This is a genomic window from Acidovorax sp. NCPPB 3576 (assembly GCF_028473605.1).
GTDB lineage: Bacteria > Pseudomonadota > Gammaproteobacteria > Burkholderiales > Burkholderiaceae_C > Paracidovorax.
Window position 1 is genome coordinate 5,145,397 of record NZ_CP097267.1, and the last position, 21,732, is coordinate 5,167,128.

The window sequence follows — 21,732 nt, forward strand, 5'->3', positions numbered from 1 at the left end:
GCGCCGGACCATAATAGCCGACCCCCTTCCCTCCGGCCGCCCGCGCCCGCGCCTTCGTGAACAGCCCCCTGCCCCGCCCCATTGCCGCCCGTCCGCCCGGTTTTTCCACACGCGAGTTCCGCGATGCGCTGGGCATGTTCGCCACGGGCGTGACCATCGTCACCGCGCGCGGCGAGGGTGGCGAGCTGATCGGCCTCACAGCCAGTTCCTTCAATTCGGTGTCGCTGCAGCCCCCGCTGGTGCTGTGGAGCCTGGCGCACAAGGCCTCCACGCTGACGGCCCTGTCGGCCGGCTCCCACTACGCGATCAACGTGCTGGCGGCCGACCAGCGCGCGCTGGCCGAGCGCTTCGCCTCGCGCGGCGTGGACCGCTGGGCGGGCGTGGCGCACCAGCCGGGCATCGCCGGCGCCCCGGTGCTGGACGGCGCCGCGGCGGTGTTCGAGTGCTTCAACCGCAGCCAGTACGTGGAGGGCGACCACACGATCTTCGTGGGCGAGGTGGAGCGCTGCAGCCACCGCACGGGCGCCTCGCCGTTGCTCTACCACGGCGGCATGTTCTACACCGAACACCCGCTGGGCGCCGCGCCCGCGCTGCAGGCCGAGATCCGCAAATGACGACGCCGCGGGCCCCCCAGGGAGCACCGCGGCGCGGCGGGGAACGCACGGCCGGGACGGCGGCTATTTCACGCCGTCGGGCAGCTCGATCTTGACTTCCAGCACTTCCAGGTTGTCCTGGCGCTCCAGGTGCACCTTGATGTCGTCGGCGTGGATCGACACGTACTTGGAGATCACCGCCACCAGCTCGCGCTGCAGCGCGGGCAGGTAGTCGGGCGTGGAGGCGTTGCGGCCGTTGCGCTCGTGCGCGAGGATGATCTGCAGGCGCTCCTTGGCGACCGAGGCGGTCTTCTTTTTCTCGCCCAGCAGGAAAGACAACAAAGACATGCGTTACCTCCCTCCGAAGATGCGCTTGAAGAAGCCGGGCTTCTGCGCGTCGATGAACCGCAGGGGCTTGTCCTCGCCGAGGAAGCGGGCCACCAGGTCCTTGTAGGCCTCGGACACGTCGGTGCCCTGCATGTGGATGGCAGGCGTCCCCTGGTTGGAGGCCTGCAGCACGTTCTCGGACTCGGGCACCACGCCGATCAGCTCGATGCGCAGGATGTCCTGAATATCTTCCAGCGACAGCATCTGCCCGTCCTCCACGCGGTTGGGGTTGTAGCGCGTGATGAGCAGGTGCTCCTTGATCGGCTCGCCGCCGGCGATGGCGCGCTTCGTCTTGCTGCCCAGCATGCCCAGGATGCGGTCGGAGTCGCGCACCGAGGACACCTCGGGGTTGGTCACCAGCAGCGCCTCGTCGGCGAAGTGCATCGCCATGAGCGCGCCGCTCTCGATGCCGGCGGGCGAGTCGCAGACGATGTACTCGAAGCCCATGCCGGACAGATCGTTCAGGATCTTCTCCACGCCGTCCTGCGTGAGCGCATCCTTGTCGCGCGTCTGGCTGGCGGCCAGCACGAACAGGTTGTCGCACTGCTTGTCCTTGATGAGGGCCTGGTTCAGGTTGGCCTCGCCCTGGATCACGTTGATGAGGTCATACACCACGCGGCGCTCGCAGCCCATGATGAGGTCCAGGTTGCGCAGGCCGACGTCGAAGTCGATCACTGCGGTCTTGTGGCCACGCAGTGCGAGGCCGGATGCGAAGCTGGCGCTGGTGGTGGTCTTGCCCACGCCACCCTTGCCGGAGGTCACGACGACGATTTTGGCCATGTTGTGAAAATTCCCTGCGTTGGTCCGAATGAAAAAAGAAGGCGGTCAGAACGTGTTCTAGAGCGGCTCGATGAGCAGCTTCTCGCCGTCCAGGCGCACCTGGGCCGGCTTGCCGCGCACGGCGTCCGGCAGCTCGGTCTCGGTGGTGCGGTAGATGCCTGCGATGGACACGAGCTGCGGCTCCAGGCAGGTGCTGAAAATGCGCGCGCTGGTGTCGCCGCGCGCGCCGGCGATGGCCCGCCCGCGCATGGGCGCATAGACGTGGATGTTGCCGTCCGCGATCACCTCGGCGCCGAAGCTCACCACGGCCATCACGACCAGGTCGGCGCCGCGGGCATACACCTGCTGGCCCGAGCGCAGCGGCTTGTCCACCACCACGGTGGTGGGGCCGCCGGCGGGGACCTCGCGCACCACTTCGACCTCGCGGATGACTTCGCGCACCGCCTCGCGCGGGGGCGGGGCCCCGTCGCGGGCAGGCTCGGCCGCCGGAGCATGCACGCGGGCCGGGGGCGCCTCGGGCGCGGCGATCAGGCCGGCGGCGTGTGCCGCCTCCATCTGCGCGGCGCTGCCGCCGCGCACGGCCACGGGCTGGGTGTGGTGGCCACGCAGCGCGGCGCACAGGGCGTCGAAATCGATGGCGTCGCCGGCCTCGCGCACGCCGGCCAGGTCGATCAGCACGGGGTCGTTGTCGAAGAAATCCGGGTCGCTCTCCAGCCGTGCGGCCAGATCGGCGGCGAGCACGCCGACGTCGGTGGTCTTGAGCACGACCGCCACCACGGGCAGCTGTGCGCTCTTGAGGTCAAAGCTGGTGCGGGCCTGGCCCGCCGTGTCAACGGCCATGGAAGGGGGGATGCGAAGTGCGAGGAAAAAGGGGGAGCGAGAAGCCCTGCCCGAAGGCGCGAAGTGTACCGTGGGGGGCCGCCAGAGCCTGTCGCCGGACGTATCCGCGACAGGCGGGCTGCACGGGTCGGGCCCTGTGGCGCAGGCCGGGCCAGAAAGGTCGCTTCCTGCGGGTCGCATGCGGCAGGCGCTGACACCCTGGATCGAATCGGGCCTCAGCGCAATAAAATCAACGGCGCATAGCTATTATTTTAATAGCAAACGCTTTGCCTCCCGGAACCCGTTTGCCAGCTGTCAGAACTTGGGAATGCGGACGCGGCTGATCATGAGCGAGCCCGACAGCGCGAACAGCAGCACCAGCGGGCGCAGTGTGAACCAGTCGGCGAGGTGGAACTCGCGGATCATCGAAAAAATCAAGTGGCCCCAAGGGGCCAAGAATTACTCAGTACGAATCTGTACATTCGAGTAAACAGCAAGATAGGGAGCCAAAGCCTGATAAACCGCATTAGGTTGAGCATCCCCGCCAAAAATCGGACCGCATGTTCCCGCTGGATTTCCACTGGCCACACCTGCAAAGATGCCCAGCGCGTTATCGGTTCCGCTGACTACCGGTCCTCCAGAATCCCCAGCACTGCCGCAAACTGTCGCCTCTGCGAAATAAAGAGTTTTGCCGTTGTAGGTATGCCTAACATTCACGCCCTTTTGAATGCCACATCGCCAACCGTTTACGCCACCATAGCTACAAACGGTGCCACCGATAACCAATGGCGCCAAGGATTTGACACTCTTGTAAATATTAGTGCCGCCCAGAATTTTTCCAGGCTGCTCATGAACAAAATTCGTATTTCCAAAAATAATTGCATCCAAACCAATTGGCCAACCATCTGCGAAATAGTCACCAATAAGGTCCCCCTTGATGGAGCCACTAATCGTCATATTTCCAAGATTGAAATACACCTGATTCAATAGGGTATTAGGTGCATAACAATGAGCAGACGTAATTGTCCCGGGATAAATAGCATCAATGATTACATTGAATCCAGCCGTACACAATGCCCTTCCATTCGATGCATAATTAGACGACATTATTTTTGTACCACCAACCACCACACCTGTCAGTTGAATCTGTCCCTCCTGCACCTCCAGTTTGATCATATTCAGATCAAAGCCAGCATTGCGCAGACGAAACTCAATATACTTTAAATCGGACTCACGTCCGCGTACCAGCAACTTGTTAATCTGATCGTCGATACCGACCGAATAAACAAGTGGCTCACCGTTGCCAACCAGATTTTGAAAATATTCAAATATCTTTTTTTGATTATCCTCCAGGACGGCATAGCTATACTTCACGCTTGCCACCGAATTAATTCCCCCGTCCGCAAGAGATTTGGCTTTCGTGGCATCAACATCACCTGCCACCCCAATGACATGACGTGCTTTATTTTTTTCATCATATTCAATCCACGTCCCAGCATAAGCATTGCCAAAAATTCTCTTGGCCACCTCAATGCGTTTTTCCATCGCATCAAAAACCAATTGATTTTCTTTGGTATTATATTTATCAAGACCTGCCGCACCAAGCGCCTCATCTTTGCTCTCAAAAATCTGTTGATTGGCCCCTTCATTTTGTCTTTGAAAACCAACAGACTGGGCATGCGCAATGACCGACAGCATTAAACCAACAGCCAATGCAATTCTTTTCCCTGAAATCATTTAGAAACTCTCCCAAATTTTAATAAATACATCTTCATCGAAAAAAGCAGAGAAGGTCAACGCCGCTTTGCATATCACCTGCTTATGAAACAAATGCAGGACCTCAACATATAGCAAGCGCTTCAGAACTTGGGAATCCGGATGCGGCTGATCATGAGCGATCCCGACAGCGCGAACAGCAGCACCAGCGGGTGCAGCGTGAACCCGCCCAGCATCACGCTGCCGAACCACAGGTGTTCGCGCACCGCCCCCAGGGAGGCGGCCAGCGCCATGAGGGCCACGAGCATGATGGAGGTCGGGATCGGCGTGCCCTCGAAATACTTCACCTTGCCCGAGCCTTCCGACAGCGTTTCGGCGGTGACGTTGTAGCGCGCCAGGCGCGAGACGCCGCAGGCCACGAAGTACGCCAGCACGATGCGGTCGTACAGGCCCTGCATGCCGCAGGCGTAGGCGATGATGGCCGGCGCCACGCCGAACGAGATCACGTCGGCCAGCGAATCGAGCTCGCGCCCCATGGCCGAGGACTTTTGCCGCCAGCGCGCGATGCGGCCGTCCAGCACGTCGAAAATCAGCGCCGCCAGCACCAGCGCGCAGGCGAAGTACACGTGGCGCACCTCGCCGATCTCCAGGAACGTCATGGACGAGAACAACGCGCCCACGCCGCACACGGCGTTGCCCAGCGTGAACCAGTCGGCGAGGTGGAACTCGCGGATCATCGAAAAGCGCTTGGGGGTGGACTGGGACATGGACTCTCCTGGGTGGGTGGCGGCCGCCGCGCGCCGTGGAAGGCCGCGAGGGCAATGCCTGCCGATTATGGGCGGCGCCCCGGGGGCCGCACCGTCAGGCATATCCTACGGGCCTCCTACGGCCCGGCCGTGCCGCCGCGCCCGCCGGTGGCGATGGGCGCGCGCACGGTCTCCAGGTGGATGCTGGTCTCGGTGTTGCTGATGCCCTTGATGAGGCGGATGCGCTCCAGCGCGTGCGCCAACTCCGCCAGGCTGCCCACCTGCAGCTCGGCCAGCAGGTCCCACCGGCCGTTGGTGCTGTGCAGCGCCAGCACGCTGGGCTCGCCCAGCAGCGAGGCCGTGACCCGGCGCGCGTCGTTGCCCTCGATGGAGATGCTGGTCCAGGCCTGCAGCCCGCCATCCGTCTCGCGCTCGGGCCGCAGCCGCACCGTGTAGCCGACGATCACGCCCGTGTCCTCCAGCCGGCGGATGCGGTTGGTCACGGTGCCGCGCGATACGCCCAGGCGGGTGGCCAGCGTGGCGACGCTGGCGCGGGCGTTGTGGCGCAACTGGGCGATCAACTGCTGGTCGATATTGTCCATTTCGGCAATTCCTTTGAGCAAAAAGCCAGTTATTTGCGCTTATGCGTGCATTTTTGCCGATTTGAATTGCCACGCCCTTGTGGGACGCTCATCGACATGCCGCCGCGCTGCTCCCGTTGCGTGGCGCACCCAACGACCAGGAGCTTTTCCCATGACCCCCGATCAACGCCCTGTCTCCTTCCCCGGCCCCGGCGCCATGTCCACCGAGTTCCTGAGCGCCACGCGCGCCGCGCAGCTGGTCGGCCGCACCGGCGTGGTGGAATGCCTGCGCGGCATGGCGCAGGCCATCGAAGAGGACTACGCCCGGTGGCAGGACTTCGACAAGTCCGCGCGCACCGCCAGCCATTCGCCCAATGGCGTCATCGAACTCATGCCCGTCGCCGACGCCCGCGACTACGCCTTCAAGTACGTGAACGGCCACCCGGTCAACACCCGCCGCGGCCTGCCCACGGTGATGGCCTTCGGCGCGCTGGCCGACGTGGCCACCGGCCACCCCTCCTTCCTGAGCGAACTCACCCTGACCACGGCGCTGCGCACCGCCGCCACGTCGGCCATGGTCGCGCGCCACCTGGCGCGCCCGGACAGCCGCAGCATGGCGCTGATCGGCAACGGCGCGCAGAGCGAATTCCAGGCCCTGGCCTTCGTGGGCCTGCTGGGCATCGGCGAGCTGCGCCTGTACGACATCGACCCGGCCGCCACGGCCAAGCTGGCGGCCAACCTCGCGCCGCTGGTGGCGCGGGGGGAGCTGGAGATGGTGCGCTGCGCCAGCACCGCCGAGGCCGTGCGCGGCGCGGACATCGTCACCACCGTCACCGCCGACAAGGCCTACGCCACCATCCTGCACGGCGACCTGGTCGAGCCCGGCATGCACATCAACGCGGTGGGCGGCGACTGCCCCGGCAAGACCGAACTGGCGGCCGAGGTGCTGCGGGCGGCCAGCGTGTTCGTGGAGTACGAGCCCCAGACCCGCATCGAAGGCGACCTGCAGCAGATGCCCGCCGACTTCCCCGTGACCGAGTTCTGGCGCGTGGTGCGCGGCGAGGCTCCGGCCCGCACCTCGCCCGCGCAGGTCACCGTGTTCGACTCGGTGGGCTTCGCGCTGGAGGACTATTCCGCGCTGCGCTTCATGCGCGCGCTGGGCCGCAGCGCGGGCCTGCTGCAGCGGCTGGAGCTGATCCCGGAGCAGGCCGACCCCAAGGACCTGTACGCACAGCTCCAGCCATGGCTCGCCTTGGGCACGCCCGCCAGCGCGCCCCCGCTGGTGCAGGCCGCCGCCCACCTGGCGCAAGCGTTGTAAGAACGGGTTTTCCACGCCAGGACACGGCCCCTATCGTCATCGCCCGCGTGCACACTGCACGCGCCCCCCATCCCGTTTTCCGCATGCCATCCGACCGCGTGCGGGTGCAAACTTCGGCGCCACGGCGCCCGCACGCCGTGCCTTCCCAGGAGATGAACCCATGACCGCCACCGCCACGCCCACAGCCCCGCACACCCGCGCCACCCTCATCGGCGCGCCCACCGACGCCGGGGCCGCACGCCTGGGCGCGGCCATGGGGCCCGATGCCCTGCGCGTCGCCCAGCTGGGCCCGGCCCTCGCGCGGTTCGGCGTGGACGTGCAAGATGCCGGCAACCTGTTCGGCCCGCCCAACCCGCAAAGCGCGCGGGGCGAGCACGGGCTGCGCAACCTGGCGGAATGCGTGGCGTGGAACCGCGCGGTGCACGACGCCGTGTCCGCGCAGTTCGCCGCTGGCCGCCTGCCCATCCTGCTGGGGGGCGACCACCACCTGGCGGTGGGCTCGATCAGCGCGGTCGCGCGGCACTGCCGCAACGCGGGCAAGCGCCTGCGCGTGCTATGGCTCGATGCCCACGCGGACTGCAACACGCCCGCCATCTCGCCCAGCGGCAACGTGCACGGCATTCCGGTGGCGAGCCTGTACGGCTACGGCCCCGAATCGCTGTCGGCCTTGAGCGGGGCGGTGCCCGCGCTGCAGGCCGCGCAGTTGTGCCAGATCGGCCTGCGCAGCGTGGACGACGAGGAAAAGCGCCTGATCCGCGAGCTGGGCATCGAGGTGTACGACATGCGTTCCATCGACGAGCTGGGCATGCGCGAGGTCATGCGCCGCGCGCTCGACGGGCTGGAGGGCGAAGCTGGCGAAGACGTGCACCTGCACCTGAGCTTCGACGTGGACTTCCTCGACCCCGAGATCGCCCCCGGCACCGGCACCACGGTGCGCGGCGGCCCCAACTACCGCGAGGCGCAGCTGTGCATGGAGATGATCGCGGACACGGGGCGGCTCGCCTCGCTGGACATCGTGGAGCTGAACCCCGCGCTCGACATCCGCAACCAGACGGCCGAGCTGGTGGTGGACCTGGTGGAGAGCCTGTTCGGCAAGAGCACGCTGGTGCGTGCCCGCCCCGCGGCCGCGTGATGCACTAACGCACAGGAGCGGTGGCCGCGCGCTGCTGCGCGAACGCCACGTACCACGGCAGACAGCCCGGGTTGGCCATGGCGTCCTGGTTGACCACCTTCTCCAGCGGCTGGCCCAGCAGCAGCTTCTTGATGGGCAGCTCCTGCTTCTTGCCGCTCAGCGTGCGCGGCACCTCGGCCACCTGCACGATCTCGTCCGGCACGAAGCGCGGCGACAGCGCGGTGCGGATGGCCGCCGCGATGCGCGCGCGAAGGGCGTCGTCCAGCACCACGCCGCCCCGCAGCGCGACGAAGAGCGGCATGTAGCTGTCGCGGCCCAGCGATTCCAGATCGACCACCAGGCTGTCCAGCACCTCGGGCAGGGCCTCGACGGCGCGGTAGATCTCGCTCGTGCCCATGCGCAGGCCGTGGCGGTTGATGGTGGCGTCGCTGCGGCCGTAGATCACGCAGCCGCCGTGGCGGCCGATCTTGATCCAGTCGCCGTGGCGCCAGACCGGGCCCATGTCCAAGGGGCCATCGCCGCCGCCCGGTAGCCGGCCGTGGCCGGGCGGGTACATGTCGAAGTAGCTTGCCAGATAGCGCTTGCCGTTCGGGTCGCCGCCTTGCCCGGCCGGGCCCGGGCCGCCATCGCCCCACAGGTACAGCGGCATGGACGGAATGGGCTGGGTGCACACCAGTTCGCCCACCTCGTCGATCACCGGCTGGCCCTCGGTATTCCACGCCTCGACCGCCGCGCCCAGCATGCGGCATTGCATCTCGCCGGGCACCTGGGGCAGCTCGCGGTGCCCGCCGATGAAGGCGCCGCAAAAATCGGTGCCGCCGGAGATGTTGTTCCACCAGATGTCGCCGTCCGCATGGCCCGACACGCCCAGGGCGCGGAACTGCGCCGTGCCCCAGGCCTGCACCTCGGGCGCGAGCGGCGAGCCGGTGGTGCCCAGCGCCCGCACCCGCGACAGGTCGCCGCAGTCCGCCAGCGACAGGCCCGACTTCATGCAGTTGGCGTAGAAGGCCGCGCCCGCGCCGAAGAACGTCACGCCCGTCTCGGCGGCGAAGCGCCAGAGCGTGCCCCAGTCGGGCCGCTCGCGGCTGCCGCCCGGGTTGCCGTCGTAGATCACGCACGTTGTGCCCGCCAGCAGGCCGCTCACCTGTGCGTTCCACATCACCCAGCCGGTCGAGCTGTACCAGTGGTAGCGCTCGCCGAACGAATTGGGCTCGTAGCTGCAGCCGATGTCGTTGTGCAGCCCCTTGAGCTGCAGCGCCACCAGCACCATGCCGCCGTGGCCGTGCACGATGGGCTTGGGCAGGCCGGTGGTGCCGCTGGAATAGACGATCCACAGCGGATGGTCGAACGGCAGCCACTCGGGCTCGAAGGCCGCGGTTTCGGCATCGTTTTGGCCGCATGCCCTAGAGTAATCTGCCGTGTCTGCTATGGTTTCAGGAGCATGCAGGTGCTGCACCACGACCACGTGCGTGACCGAGGGCAGCGCCGCGCGCAGCTCGGCCAGCACGCCGGTGCGGTCGTGGTCGCGCCCGCCGTAGGTCACGCCGTCCACCGCGATCAGCACCTTGGGCGCGATCTGACGGAAGCGGTCCAGCACGGCGGCCGTGCCCATGTCGGGCGCGCACACGCTCCACACCGCGCCCAGGCTGGCCGTGGCCAGCAGGGCCACCATGGCCTCGGGGATGTTGGGCAGGTAGGCCGCCACCCGGTCGCCGCGCCGCACGCCCTGGCGGTGCAGGTGCAGCGCGAGCGAGGCGACCTGGCGGCGCAGCTCGGGCCAGGACAGCTCGCGGTGCAGGCCGCGCTCGTTGCGGCTCACCACGGCCGGCAGGCCCGCGGCATGCGCCGGGTCCACATGGCGCAGCACCTGGCGCGCGTAGTTGACCTGCGCCCCGGGGAACCACACGGCCCCCGGCATGGCATTGCGCGCCAGCACGGCCGTGTGCGGGGTGGGCGACTGCAGGTCGAAGTAGTCCCAGATGCTCTGCCAGAACGCATCGAGGTCGGTGACCGACCAGCGCCACAGCGCGTCGTAGTCGGCAAACGCCAGGCCGTGGCGGGCCTGCAGCCAGTCCTGGTACAGGCGGATCTGGGGAACGAACGGGGGGGTGTTTTTTGTCTCCATGGCGCCGCAGCGTAGCGTGCGCCACCGGCGCTGTCACCGGGCGGGCGTCCCCGAATGGACAAAGCCGCCGGCCGGGTGGGGCGGGCGGCTTTTCGGCAGGGCGGGCGGCAGAGCCGTGACCGCCCGAAACATCAGTCGGTCAGTTCGCGCACGCTGGTGATGGCATAGCCCTTTTCATCGATCTGCGCGGACGGCTGCGCGATGCCGTAGTCGTCCCAGTGGTCGGCGTTCTCGTCCATCTCCTGGCCGCGGGCTTCGGTCTCCCAGTCCACATTGATCGCCTCCTGCGGGATGGGGCGCCCCTCGGGTACGGCGAGGTGGGAGAACTTGCCATCGGATTCGGCTCGGCGATAGATGTCTACGCGCATGTGGGAGTCCTTTTCGGAAATGAGAAACGAGGCTGTCCACTCTATCGAGCGGTGCCATGCCGGGGCGTAGGAAAAACACCTCTGGCGGCGCGGTGGGCCGGCCGGTGCGCCACCGCCCGCAGCAACGAAAAAGGCGGCCGGGCCTTCGCCCGCCGCCTTTCTGGCTGGCTGACCCCGGCGGGCCGATTACTTCGCCGATGCCAGGTCGCGCATGCGGTCCGCACGGCCGCCTGCGTCCGGGTGGGTGGACAGCATGGCGTCCATGCCGCCGCTCTTGCCGCTCAGCGAGGCGATCTTGCGGAAGGCCGATTCCATGGACTGCACCTTGTACTTGTGCTTCTTCATGAAGGCCAGGCCGTAGTCGTCGGCCTGGGTTTCCTGGCTTTGCGAGAACTGGCTGTTGACCAGCTTCTCGCCCAGGGCGCCCAGGTCGGAGTCGGCCAGGCGGCCCACGCCGCCCGCGGCGGACGCGGCCTTGCGGCCGGCGGAAGCCATGTAGGCCGTGCGCATGGCCGACAGCGAGTGCTGCAGCTTGACGTGGCCGATTTCGTGGCCGATCACGCCCAGCAGTTCCTGGTCGTTCATCATGTCCATGAGGCCGCTGTACACGCGGATGGAGCCGTCGGCCGTGGCGTTGGCGTTCACGTCCTTGCTCAGGTACACCTTGAAGTTCAGCTTCATGCCGTCTTCGTTCACGTGCTTCTTGGTCAGGCGCGCCAGGCGCTGGGCGTACTTGTTGCTGGCGGGCGCGGCGCCTTCGGTGCGGTCTTCGTAGTTGCGGTACTGCAGCGAGACCGTCTTGAGTTCTTCGTCGGACACGGTCACGGCCTTGAACACGTCCAGTGCGGCGCCGGCCTTGTTCTCGGTGCTGCTGGAGGTGGAGCCGCCGGCGGTGGCGGCGCCCAGCACGCTGGAGATGGCAGAGGTGCCGGAGCCGCTCTTGCTGCCGTCACCCGTGGTGGCGCAGCCGGACAACAGCAGGGCGAGCGCGACGGCGCTCAGTGAGAACTTCTTCATGGAAACACTTTCATTGAGGTCTGGAAAAAAGCGCCAATGGGGGGCGACGGATGCAGTGCGCGCAAGGCGTCACTGGCCCCTTCACGACCACTTCGCGGCCGCTGATGGACCGGGCAGGCGGAAATTGTTTCACGGGGCCCTTGAACGTCACCCTGTGTGCCGCCGCGAATGCATCGAGTTGTATCCGCATCTCCACCGCCATTCCGGATGCTTTACAAAGTAACAAAACCCGCTGAGGCGATAGGAACGGCACGCATTCCACAACCTTTTGTTTCAATAAAGACAGTCAAAGTGGGGAACGAAACGACGATTCGCTAAATAGCGACCTCGAACAGCCGGCCCGACAAGGGTGCCTTGGCCAAAACATCCAGCGGCACCGGCTGCCGCGCCGTGGTGATGAACAGCCGCCGCCCATCCGCCCCGCCCAGTTCCACATCGGTGGGGCTTGGCACCGGCAGCGCGACGACGCGGTCCAGGCTGCCGTCAGGCAGAAAGCGCACCACGCTCCAGCCGTCGCGCAGGGCCGTCCACACGCCGCCCTCGGCATCCAGCGCCAGGCCGCTCACCCGGCCCGAGCCCTTGGGCACGGTGACGAGGCGGCGCATGGCGCCGGTTTCGGGCTGCAGCGACAGGATGGCGCCGGTGTCCGGCACGGCGGCCCAGAGCGTGCCGTCCACCGCGCGCCAGCGCAGGCACTGCACTGGCTCAGGCAGACGCCAGCGCACCTCCAGCGCGCCGCCGGGCCGCAGGCAGCCCACGGCGCTGCCGCCCTCGGGCGTTTCGCAGGCCAGCCACAGCTCGCCGTCCGCGCCCCGGCAGACGGCCTGGGCCGGTTGTGCAGGCCAGGCGGCCAGGCGCTGCGCCGGCCCGCCCCGGGGCAGGGCGAAGGCCCCGTGGGCGCACCAGGCGATGGGCGGGGGCGCGATGCGGCCGGGCCCAGCCTCCCCGGCCGCGTTGCCCTCCTGCCCCAGCAGCAGGCCGTGCACGGGGCCTTCGGCCTCGGCCCAGAGCGTGTCGCCTTCGTCCCCCGGGGCCACCGCCCGCAGCGCGGGAGCGAGCGTGTCGGCCCAGAACAGCCGGCCGCTGGCCGCGCACCAGCGCGGGTGGGCGCCGTGGAAGGCCCACGGGCCGGGCACGGGGCGGGCCTCGGCATCGCCCAGGGCTGGGCGCACGCCGTGCAATTGCGCACCCACGCGGCGCGCGGCCTCGGCCACTTCGGGGCCCAGCAGCTCCAGCCGCTCGGGCGTAAGGCGCCACGCGGGCCCGGCCACGCTGAGCGCGCCGCGCACCTGGCCCAGCCCGTCGATGATGGGCGCGCCCACGCAGCGCACGCCGGGCACGATCTCTTCGTCGTCGATGGCGTAGCCGCGCGCGGCGGTCACGCGCAGCTCGGCCAGCAGGCGCCGGCGGTCGGTCAAGGTGCGGAGCGTGACCGGGCGCAGCACCAGCCCGCGCACGAGCGCATCGCGCGCCGCGCTGTCCATGGCCGAAAGGATGGCCTTGCCCTGGCTGGTGCAGTACACCGGCTTGCGCTGGCCCAAAGCGCTGGACGAGCGCTGGCTGTGCGCGCCGTCGCAGCGCTCGAGCGACACCACGTCGCGCCCGTCCAGCGCCGCAAGGTAGGTGGTCTCGCCCGTCAGGTCGCGCAGGGTGCGCAGCTCCATCACGGCCGCTGCGGCCAGGTCGGGCATGGCATGGGCCTGGCGCGCCAGCTCGAAGCAGCGCACGCCCAGGCAGTACACCTTGCGCAGCGGGTCGCGCCGCAGCATGCCGCGCGCCACCAGCGTGGCCAGCAGGCGATAGGCCGTGGTGCGGGGCAGCGCCAGGCGCGACGCCAGGTCGGCGTGGCTCAGGCCTTGGGGCGCGGCGCCCACGGCGTCCAGCACGTCGAGGGCTTTTTCGAGCGCGGCGGTGCCGTCTCCAGGCGATGCAGCCATATTTGTCTCACAGGGTGGAATTCAAAGCCACTCAGCGAAGGAGCGGCAGACGCCAGGCATTCTAGGCGGCTCGCCCTTTCATTACGATGGTGGGCTGCCATCGGCATGCCAGCACCGATCGGCGAACAATTCCATTCAGTGAGACAGCAGGCCACGGCGGTCTGTGCCCTTTTTCAGGAAACCCCATGCCCGACAACACCCTGCAATCCATCGACGCCCGCACGGGCCAGCCCCACGGCGCCGCCTGGGCCGAATCCACCCCGGCCGAGATCGACGCTGCGGTGGCTGCCGCCGCCAGCGCCGCCGATGCCTTCGCCGCCACCCCGGCCGCCGACCGCGCCGCCCTGCTGCGCGCGCTGGCCGAGGCCCTGGAAGCCCAGCGCGAGGCCCTGGTGCCCGTGGCCGACCGCGAAAGCGGCCTGGGTCCGGTGCGCCTGAACGGCGAGCTGGACCGCACGGCCTTCCAGCTGCGCGGCTTTGCCGACGTGCTGGAGCGCGGCACGGCCCACACCGTGCTGGACGACGCCGCCGTGGCCGGCGCGCCGCCCGCCGGCCGCCCGCGCCTGACCCGCGTGCGCGTGCCCGTGGGTCCGGTGGCCATGTTCTCGGCCAGCAACTTTCCGTTCGCGTTCTCGGTGCTGGGCGGCGACACGGCATCCGCCCTGGCGGCCGGCTGCCCGGTGGTGGTGAAGGCGCACCCCGCGCACCCCGAACTGTCGCGCCAGACGGCGGCGCTGGCGCAGTCCGTGGTGGCGGCGCGCGGCCTGCCGGCCGGCGTGTTCCAGCTGGTGCAGGGCGGCTCGATCGAGGCCGGCGTGCGCCTGGTGCAGGCGCCGGCCGTCGCGGCCGTGGCCTTCACCGGCTCGTTCAAGGGCGGCACGGCGCTGGCCAAGGTGGCCGCCGAGCGTCCGCGCCCCATCCCTTTCTATGGCGAGCTGGGCTCGGTGAACCCGCTGGTGGCGCTGCCTTCGGCGCTGCAGGCCAACGGCGCCGCGCTGGCCGAAACGCTGGCCGGCTCCATCTGCCTCGGATCGGGCCAGTTCTGCACCAGCCCCGGCGTGATCGTCGTGCGCAAGGACGCCTCGGGCGATGCCTTCGTGCAGGCGCTGGCCGACAAGCTGCGCCCCCTGGCGCCGCACGCCATGCTCAGCGCCGGCATCCGCGGCGCGTTCGACCGGGGCGTGGCGGCATGGCGCGGCAACGGAAAGCTCAAGGCCCTGGTCAGCGAAACGGCCGAGGCCGGCGCCACGCCCCGCCCGTTCCTGGGCGAAGTGCACGCGGGCGACTTCATCGCCGACCCTGCGCTGCACGAAGAGGTCTTCGGCTCTGCCGCGCTGGTGGTGCGCGTGGCCTCCATCGAAGAAACCGTGGCCGTGCTGCAGGCCATCGGCGGCTCGCTCACCGTCACCCTGTGGGGTGCCGACGCCGACACGGCCGAGCACCGCGCGCTGGTGCGCGCCGCCACGCAGGTGGCCGGCCGCGTGCTGTTCTCGGGCGTGCCCACGGGCGTGGCCGTGACCGGCGCACAGATGCACGGCGGCCCCTACCCCGCCAGCACCGCGCCGTTCACCACGTCCGTCGGCTATGCGGCGCTGGACCGCTTCCTGCGCCCCGTGGCGCTGCAGGACGCACCCGCCTGGCTGATCGAGCGCAACGGCGTGCCCTGCTGAGAGCGCAGCGGCCGGGGCGAAGCCAGCGCACGGCAACCAACGCACGGGTCAGGGCCGCGCGCGCACCTTCTTGACGAGGGTGTCCGCCGGCTGCACGACCCGGCCATCCTCCAGCCGCAGCAGGGCTTTCGGCAGCGGCTTGCCCGTGGCGCGATCGACCAGCACGGAATGCTTCTCGCCCCGGGCGTACAGGTGCGCCTCGCCCCACTGGCGCAGGGCCACGACCACCGGGAACAACGTCTGACCCTTGGCGGTCAGCACGTATTCCTGGTAGGCGCTGCCATCGGAGGCGGGCGCGATCTCCAGCACGCCCTCTTCCACCAGCGTGCGCAGGCGGTCGCTGAGGATGTTGCGCGCCGCGCCCAGGCTGGCCTGGAACTCGCCGAAGCGCCGCAACCCGTCGAACGCATCCCGCACGATCAGCATCGACCAGCGGTCGCCCACCACATCGAGCGACCGGGCCACCGGACAGGGCGAATCCGCAAGACTTTTTCTTCTGGCCATGGCCACTCCTTGGGGCATCGGTGGCAGAGCCGCACCGAATGTAGTTTTATTTTAAAACGACATGGGGCTACACTCAATCCAGTTTCAATAAGCAACTGGATGGAGCCCATGGCCGCTGAATGCCCGCAACCCCTGGCCGCAGCCGCTTCGCCCGCACGCGATAGCGCGCCCGGAGAGCGCCTGCCAGCGGCCCTGGTGCGCCTGCTGGCCGTGTGCTGCGGCGTGAGCGTCGCCAACGTCTATTACGCCCAACCCCTGCTGGATGCCGTCGCGCGGGATTTCGGCATCCACCCCATGGCGGTGGGCGGCGTGATCACGGCCACGCAGGTGGGCTGCGCCATCGCCTTGCTGTTCGTGGTGGCGCTGGGCGATCGGGTGAACCGCAAGCGCCTGCTGTGCGGGCAACTGGCGCTGCTGGCGCTGGCGCTGCTGGGCGTGGCCTCGGCCCCCACGCCGCTGTGGCTGCTCGCGGGAATGGGGGCCATCGGGCTGCTGGGGACCGCCATGACGCAAGGGCTGATCGCCTATGCCGCCACGCTGGCCCGGCCCGCCGAGCGCGGCCGCGTGGTCGGCGCCGTGCAGGGCGGGGTCGTCATCGGCCTGCTGCTGGCCCGCACGCTGGCCGGCGCGGTCACGGACCTGGCGGGCTGGCGCGCGGTCTATGTCACCTCCTGCGTGCTGTCGGTGGTGATGCTGGCGCTGCTGTGCAAGGCCTTGCCACCGGCCCGTGTGCCACCGGCGGCGATGGGCTACGGCGCGCTGCTGCGCTCGATGTTCACGCTGCTGGCCACCGAGCGGGTGCTGCAGGTGCGCGGCACCATCGGGCTGCTGATGTTCGCGGCGTTCAGCGTGTTCTGGAGCGCGCTCGTGCTGCCGCTGAGCGCGCCGCCCCATGCCCTGTCGCACACGGCCATCGGCGCCTTCGGGCTGGTCGGCGTGGCGGGCGCCCTGGCCGCCGCGCGGGCCGGCCATCTCGCGGACCGGGGCCTGGGGCAGCGGACCACCGGCATCGCGCTGGCCTGCCTGCTGGTGTCATGGGTGCCCATCGCGTGCGCGGTGCACACGCTGTGGGCGCTGGCGCTCGGCATCATCCTGCTCGACCTGGGCGGCCAGGCCGTTCACGTGGTCAACCAGAGCATGATCTTCAGCATCCGGCCCGAGGCGCACAGTCGCCTGGTGGGCTGCTACATGCTGTTCTATGCCGTGGGCAGCGGCCTGGGGGCGATGGCATCGACCGTGGTGTACGGGCTTGCCGGCTGGCCCGGTGTGTGCGCGCTGGGCTTGGGGCTCAGCCTGGCGGCGCTGCTCTTTTGGGCGGCAACGCTTCGGGCGATGCCTGCGCAGCGGGCCTGATCCGGCCTTACCTTGCCATTGCTTCCATTTTTCTGGAAACAATTCCATTAAACTGGAGGCATGGACATCAATACCCGCCTGGCGCGCCGCGTGCGCGAACTGCGCGATGCGCGCAGCCTCTCGCTCGACGCGCTGGCCGAACGCAGCGGCGTGAGCCGCTCCAACATCTCGCTCATCGAGCGCGGAGAAAGCAGCCCCACCGCCACCGTGCTGGACAAGCTGGCCACCGGCCTGGGCGTGGCGCTGGCCTCGTTGTTCGATGCGCCCCAGGCCGAAGGCGATGAAGGCCGCGCTGCGCCCTCGCCCGTGGCCCGCGTGGCCCAGCAGCCCGTGTGGACCGACCCCGCCTCCGGCTACCTGAGGCGCAACGTGTCGCCCACGGTGCCGTCGCCGCTGCAACTCGTGGATGTGGTCTTCCCGCCGGGCCAGCGCGTGGCCTACGAGCGGGCCGACCGCGGCGCGGAGATCCACCAGCAGATCTGGATGATCGACGGCCGCATGGACATCGCGCTGGACGGAACGGTCTGGCGGCTGGAAGCCGGCGACTGCCTGGCCCACCGGCTGGAAGGCGCCGTCGAGTACCGCAATCCCACGCGCAGCCCCGCGCGCTATCTGGTGGCCCTGGCCACCCTGCCCACCGCCCCACCCCACCCGGCCCGGAGCCCGATATGACCGCCACCCCCTCATTCGCCATGCCCTCTGCCGAAGTCCCCGCCGGCGCCCCCGCGGTGACCGTGCGCCGCCTGGGCGTGAACGAAGCCGCCGCCTGCGTGCCGGCGCTGGCCGAGGTGCTGATCGACTGCGTGGCCGGTGGCGCCTCGGTGAGCTTCATGCACCCGCTGGCGCACGACAGGGCCGTGGCGTTCTGGCGCGGCGTGGCCGAGGGCGTGGCCCGCGGCGAACGGGCGCTGCTCATCGCCGAAGCGGTGGGCAGCGGCGCGGTGCTGGGCACCGTGCAGCTCGTGCTGGCGCAGCCCGAGAACCAGCCGCACCGGGCCGACGTGGCCAAGATGCTGGTGCACCGCCGCGCTCGCCGCCAGGGCGTGGCCCGGCAGTTGCTGGACGCCGTGGACGCCGTCGCCCGGCAGGAGGGCAAGACCCTGATGGTGCTGGACACAGTGACCGGCGGCGACGCCGAGCGGCTCTACGCCCGCGCCGGCTGGCAGCGCGTGGGCGAGGTGCCGGGCTATGCCCTGATGCCCGACGGCGCGCCGTGCGGCACCACGTTCTTCTACCGGGCGGTGTGACGCGGGCGACGGCACCGCAGCCACACCAGGGCGCCGCCGCGAGGCATTGGGGTCTTTTCGGCCTCCACCGCAATGGATACTAGGGCATATAGCTATTAAATCAATAGCAAAACAATCTGCCCCGGCCGGCCACGCTCCCTTGACCCAATGCAAGACCGGAGCGCGGCCGGACCCGCACAATGGCCGTCAGGCGCTCCGCTCTCCGTTCCTTCTCCCTTCATCCCATGCCCCAGCAGCATTGCGACGTTCTCATCGTCGGCGCGGGCCCGTCCGGCCTGTCGCTGGCCATCGCCCTGTGCCAGGCCGGTTTCACCAGCACGGTGCTGGACCGGCTGCCCGCCACCGCGCTCGCCGATCCCGCGCCCGATGGCCGCGAGATCGCGCTCACCCACTCAAGCGGCGACACGCTGCGCCGCCTGGGCACTTGGGCGCTGCTGGCCCCGCACGAGATCGGCCGCATCGCCGAGGCCCGGGTGCACGACGGCCCGGTGGGACGGCACGCACCGCTGCGGCTGCACCCGGGCCTGGCCGCGGGCCAGGCCGCGGACCAGGCGGCCGCGCACCTGGGCTGGATCGTGCCCAACCACGCGCTGCGCCGCACCGCCTGCGCCGTGGCGTCGCAGCGGCCGGGCGTGCGCATCCTGGCCGGCGCGCAGGTGGCGCAGGTGTCCGTGGCGGCCGACCACGCCGTGGTGGAAACCATGCAGGCCGCGGGCGATGCAGGCGATCCGGCCGCGCCCCGCACGCGCCTGCAGGCCCGGCTGGTCGTGGCGGCCGACAGCCGGTTTTCCGCCGTGCGACGGCAACTGGGCATCGGCGCGCGCATGGCGGACTTCGGGCGCACCGTCATCGTCTGCCGCATGCGCCACGAAGCGCCCCACCACGGCATCGCGCACGAGGCCTTCGGCTACGACCGCACCCTGGCCGTGCTGCCGCTGCCGGACGACCCGGCGGACGGCGCGCCGCAGTGCTCCGTGGTCGTCACCACCGGCGCGGCCGAGGCGGCGGCCCTGATGGACCAGAACGCGGACACCTTCGCCGCGCAGGTGCAGGCCCAGTTCGCGGGCCGGCTGGGCACGATGGCGCTGGTGGGCGAGCGCCACGCCTACCCGCTGGTCGCCACCTATGCGGACCGCTTCGCCGGCCACCGCTGCGCGCTGCTGGGCGATGCCGCCGTGGGCATGCACCCGGTGACCGCCCATGGCTACAACCTGGGTCTGGCCGGCGTGGAGGGCCTGGCGCGCGCCATTGCCAACGCCCGGCAGCGCGGCCAGGACATCGGCAGCGCCGATGCGCTGCGGCCCTATGCCCGCGAACACCACCGCCGCGCCTGGCCGATCTACGAAGGCACCAACGCCATCGTGCGGCTGTACACCGACGCGCGCCCCCTGCCCCGCGCCGTGCGGCAGCTGGTGCTGCAGGGCGCCCGTCGGCTGGCACCGCTCAAGGCGGCCATCGTGGGGGAGTTGACGGGGCGCAGTCCGTGGCGGTCCGGTACGCTCGGGACCGATACCCAAACGCCGCTGCGATGACGCAGCGAACCCATGACCCCCGCCGCATGAACCCAGCCCATCGCAACGAATACGCGCTGCTGCAGCAAGTGCAGGTGCGGCAGCAGGCCCGCCGCATCGCCGCCCAGCAATTCGCCAGGCAACTGGCCCCGGACTTCTCCTTGCTGGAATACCTGCGCAGGAACGAGATGGCGATTTCGGAGTACCTGGCGCTGCTGCTCGATCCAGCGGGCAGCCACGGGCAGGGGCCTTTGTTCCTGCACCGCTTTCTGCAGGTGCTCTCGACGGGGCACCCGGACGCCGCCTGGGCGATGGGCAGCCAGTTCCGCCGAATTCAGCGGGAGAAGTCGATCGAAGGCGGGCGCATGGACATCCATCTGGAGCTGGACCGCGGCTGCATCTGCATCGAGAACAAGCCGTGGGCCGCCGACCAGATCGGGCAGTTGCGCAACTATGCGCGCCACCTGGAACAGTCCGCGCAAGGAAAGTTCTGGATGCTGGTGTACCTGTGCGATGCCAGCCCCAGCGCCGTCAGCATCGACGAGAAACAGCTCCTTGCGCTGGAAGGTGAAGGCCACTTCATCTGGCTCCAGTGGCCCGCCATCGTCACTTGGCTGGGGGACTGCGCACTGCACGTCCAGGCGCCTGCCGTGCGCCTGTTCGTGGATGCCCTGGTTCAATTCGTCCGACAGAAAATCATCCGGGAGCCGTCGATGGAAGACACGCAGGAAATCGTCACCTCCATGATCGCGACGCCAGCGAACGTGGAGTCGTCCATCCGCATCGCCCAGGCAGTGCAGCACATGAAGCGGGAGTTGCTCCGCAAGACCCAGGAGCAGATGCAGAAGATGGCTGCAGCCCCGGGGGACTTGGTGGCCCACTGGGATGCCGATTGGCAAAAGTCACGCAGATGGATCGGCTTTGAATTCGATCTTGGCTTGCGTGACCTGCGCCTCCGATACGAGGTGAAGGACCTCACGGAGGCCAACTATTTTTACTGGGGCATCCGCACCAGCGGCCAGCTCACGGAACCGGACGCGGTCGTATGGCCCGAGATCCAGCGACTGATGGAGTCGCACCATGCCGAGGGGCAAGTGGAATCGCCCCACTGGCCTTGGTGGCAGAACCTGGAAGACGATGCGGCCTATGAAGGGCAAGAGCCGGCGATCAAAGCAATGCAACCGTGGGTCTCCATGGCCCAGCCATCCGGGGCCCAGGATTTCGCAAGTACCGCGATGCGCCGCGCGAAGGACGTGAAAGCGCTGCTGCATGCCAGCGCCGCCCTTGGCTCGCTGCTCGCCGGGGCTGCTGCATAAGATCCCCTGCCAATGCCCCACATTCCTCTGGACCGATCCCCATGCCCCTCGCCCCCTACCTCGACACCGCCCCCACGCTGGACACCGGCGTTTATCTCCACCCTTCGGCCCAGGTCATCGGCGATGTGCACCTGGGGCGCGACAGCTCGGTGTGGTGCAACGCGGTGCTGCGCGGCGACGTGAACCGCATCGTGGTGGGCGAATGCTCCAACGTGCAGGACCTGGCCATGGGCCATGTGTCGCACCGCCATCCGGGCAAGCCGCAGGGCTCGCCGCTCGTGATCGGCAGCCACGTCACGCTGGGCCATTCGGTGATCCTGCACGGCTGCACCATCGGGGACGAGTGCCTGATCGGCATGGGCAGCATCGTGATGGACGACGCGGTGGTCGGCGACCGCGTGATGCTCGGCGCCGGCAGCCTGGTCACGCCCGGCAAGGCGCTGGAGAGCGGCTACCTCTATACGGGCCGCCCGGCCGTGCGGCAGCGGGCGCTGACGCCGCAGGAAATCGCATACCTGCGGTATTCGGCCGAGCACTACGTGCGCGTGAAGAACAACTACCTCGCGGCGGCGCCGCCGCCGCAGGCAGGCGCGACGGCTACTTGAAGCTGAA

The 21,732-nt window shown here is 68.8% G+C and carries 21 protein-coding genes and 1 pseudogene; 10 read left to right on the plus strand and 12 right to left on the minus strand.

The window, feature by feature from the left end; all coding sequences use genetic code 11:
- Nucleotides 1-56 precede the first annotated feature (56 nt).
- Complete coding sequence (locus tag M5C98_RS23395) at nucleotides 57-614, plus strand: flavin reductase family protein (protein WP_272549914.1); 558 nt, start codon at nucleotides 57-59, stop codon at nucleotides 612-614.
- A gap of 63 nt (nucleotides 615-677) precedes the next feature.
- Here M5C98_RS23395 and minE read toward each other — a convergent pair whose 3' ends face one another.
- The 7 genes and pseudogenes from minE to M5C98_RS23430 form a co-directional block, all read right to left on the minus strand.
- The gene (minE, locus tag M5C98_RS23400; protein ID WP_092744488.1) at nucleotides 678-941 is read right to left on the minus strand and encodes a cell division topological specificity factor MinE; all 264 of its coding nucleotides are present in this window, start codon (nucleotides 939-941) and stop codon (nucleotides 678-680) included.
- Between the two features lie 3 nt (nucleotides 942-944).
- Nucleotides 945-1,760, minus strand: coding sequence for a septum site-determining protein MinD (gene minD, locus M5C98_RS23405; protein WP_272549915.1), 816 nt, complete (start codon nucleotides 1,758-1,760; stop codon nucleotides 945-947).
- Nucleotides 1,761-1,817: 57 nt separating this feature from the next.
- Entirely contained in the window at nucleotides 1,818-2,600 is a 783-nt protein-coding gene (gene minC / locus M5C98_RS23410; protein ID WP_272549917.1) for a septum site-determining protein MinC, read from the minus strand.
- A gap of 294 nt (nucleotides 2,601-2,894) precedes the next feature.
- Nucleotides 2,895-2,975, minus strand: a pseudogene (locus M5C98_RS23415) (CDP-diacylglycerol--serine O-phosphatidyltransferase); the annotation flags it as partial.
- A 63-nt stretch (nucleotides 2,976-3,038) separates the two neighbouring features.
- Nucleotides 3,039-4,316, minus strand: coding sequence for a S1 family peptidase (locus M5C98_RS23420; RefSeq protein ID WP_272549919.1), 1,278 nt, complete (start codon nucleotides 4,314-4,316; stop codon nucleotides 3,039-3,041).
- A gap of 122 nt (nucleotides 4,317-4,438) precedes the next feature.
- Nucleotides 4,439-5,062: a CDP-diacylglycerol--serine O-phosphatidyltransferase gene (pssA, locus tag M5C98_RS23425; RefSeq protein WP_272549920.1), complete on the minus strand. Its 624-nt coding sequence runs from the start codon at nucleotides 5,060-5,062 to the stop codon at nucleotides 4,439-4,441.
- A 116-nt stretch (nucleotides 5,063-5,178) separates the two neighbouring features.
- Nucleotides 5,179-5,643 (minus strand): Lrp/AsnC family transcriptional regulator, encoded by a 465-nt coding sequence (locus M5C98_RS23430; RefSeq protein WP_272549921.1) that lies wholly within the window; start codon nucleotides 5,641-5,643, stop codon nucleotides 5,179-5,181.
- Nucleotides 5,644-5,794: 151 nt separating this feature from the next.
- On the opposite strand from M5C98_RS23430, the gene M5C98_RS23435 reads away from it, so the two are divergent.
- Both M5C98_RS23435 and rocF read left to right on the plus strand, forming a co-directional pair.
- Nucleotides 5,795-6,940, plus strand: coding sequence for an ornithine cyclodeaminase (locus tag M5C98_RS23435; protein ID WP_272549922.1), 1,146 nt, complete (start codon nucleotides 5,795-5,797; stop codon nucleotides 6,938-6,940).
- 160 nt (nucleotides 6,941-7,100) lie between these two features.
- Nucleotides 7,101-8,072 carry an arginase gene (gene rocF, locus M5C98_RS23440; RefSeq protein WP_272549923.1) on the plus strand — a complete coding sequence of 324 codons (972 nt, stop codon included), beginning with the start codon at nucleotides 7,101-7,103 and terminating at the stop codon, nucleotides 8,070-8,072.
- 4 nt (nucleotides 8,073-8,076) lie between these two features.
- Here rocF and M5C98_RS23445 read toward each other — a convergent pair whose 3' ends face one another.
- From M5C98_RS23445 to M5C98_RS23460, 4 genes are all read right to left on the minus strand, one after another.
- The gene (locus M5C98_RS23445; RefSeq protein WP_272549924.1) at nucleotides 8,077-10,197 is read right to left on the minus strand and encodes an acetoacetate--CoA ligase; all 2,121 of its coding nucleotides are present in this window, start codon (nucleotides 10,195-10,197) and stop codon (nucleotides 8,077-8,079) included.
- A gap of 131 nt (nucleotides 10,198-10,328) precedes the next feature.
- Complete coding sequence (locus M5C98_RS23450) at nucleotides 10,329-10,565, minus strand: DUF6139 family protein (RefSeq protein ID WP_272549925.1); 237 nt, start codon at nucleotides 10,563-10,565, stop codon at nucleotides 10,329-10,331.
- A 186-nt stretch (nucleotides 10,566-10,751) separates the two neighbouring features.
- Nucleotides 10,752-11,582, minus strand: coding sequence for a M48 family metallopeptidase (locus tag M5C98_RS23455; RefSeq protein ID WP_272549927.1), 831 nt, complete (start codon nucleotides 11,580-11,582; stop codon nucleotides 10,752-10,754).
- A gap of 314 nt (nucleotides 11,583-11,896) precedes the next feature.
- A complete protein-coding gene (locus M5C98_RS23460; RefSeq protein ID WP_272549928.1) occupies nucleotides 11,897-13,519 on the minus strand; it encodes an IclR family transcriptional regulator domain-containing protein in 1,623 nt (540 codons plus the stop codon).
- A 185-nt stretch (nucleotides 13,520-13,704) separates the two neighbouring features.
- On the opposite strand from M5C98_RS23460, the gene M5C98_RS23465 reads away from it, so the two are divergent.
- The gene (locus M5C98_RS23465) at nucleotides 13,705-15,189 is read left to right on the plus strand and encodes an aldehyde dehydrogenase (NADP(+)) (protein ID WP_272549929.1); all 1,485 of its coding nucleotides are present in this window, start codon (nucleotides 13,705-13,707) and stop codon (nucleotides 15,187-15,189) included.
- 48 nt (nucleotides 15,190-15,237) lie between these two features.
- Here the strand turns inward: M5C98_RS23465 and M5C98_RS23470 are convergent, their stop codons facing one another.
- Entirely contained in the window at nucleotides 15,238-15,693 is a 456-nt protein-coding gene (locus M5C98_RS23470) for a winged helix-turn-helix transcriptional regulator (RefSeq protein WP_272549931.1), read from the minus strand.
- Between the two features lie 108 nt (nucleotides 15,694-15,801).
- On the opposite strand from M5C98_RS23470, the gene M5C98_RS23475 reads away from it, so the two are divergent.
- The 6 genes from M5C98_RS23475 (at nucleotide 15,802) to M5C98_RS23500 (ending at nucleotide 21,725) form a co-directional block, all read left to right on the plus strand.
- On the plus strand, nucleotides 15,802-17,046 hold the full coding sequence (locus M5C98_RS23475) for an MFS transporter (protein ID WP_272549932.1): 1,245 nt from the start codon (nucleotides 15,802-15,804) through the stop codon (nucleotides 17,044-17,046).
- Between the two features lie 60 nt (nucleotides 17,047-17,106).
- Complete coding sequence (locus M5C98_RS23480; protein WP_272549933.1) at nucleotides 17,107-17,718, plus strand: helix-turn-helix domain-containing protein; 612 nt, start codon at nucleotides 17,107-17,109, stop codon at nucleotides 17,716-17,718.
- Nucleotides 17,719-17,738: 20 nt separating this feature from the next.
- The gene (locus tag M5C98_RS23485; protein WP_272553380.1) at nucleotides 17,739-18,293 is read left to right on the plus strand and encodes a GNAT family N-acetyltransferase; all 555 of its coding nucleotides are present in this window, start codon (nucleotides 17,739-17,741) and stop codon (nucleotides 18,291-18,293) included.
- A gap of 224 nt (nucleotides 18,294-18,517) precedes the next feature.
- The gene (ubiM, locus tag M5C98_RS23490) at nucleotides 18,518-19,825 is read left to right on the plus strand and encodes a 5-demethoxyubiquinol-8 5-hydroxylase UbiM (protein WP_272549934.1); all 1,308 of its coding nucleotides are present in this window, start codon (nucleotides 18,518-18,520) and stop codon (nucleotides 19,823-19,825) included.
- Nucleotides 19,826-19,851: 26 nt separating this feature from the next.
- Entirely contained in the window at nucleotides 19,852-21,120 is a 1,269-nt protein-coding gene (locus M5C98_RS23495) for a PDDEXK-like family protein (protein WP_272549935.1), read from the plus strand.
- Nucleotides 21,121-21,161: 41 nt separating this feature from the next.
- Entirely contained in the window at nucleotides 21,162-21,725 is a 564-nt protein-coding gene (locus M5C98_RS23500) for a gamma carbonic anhydrase family protein (protein ID WP_272549936.1), read from the plus strand.
- Nucleotides 21,726-21,732: the final 7 nt, after the last annotated feature.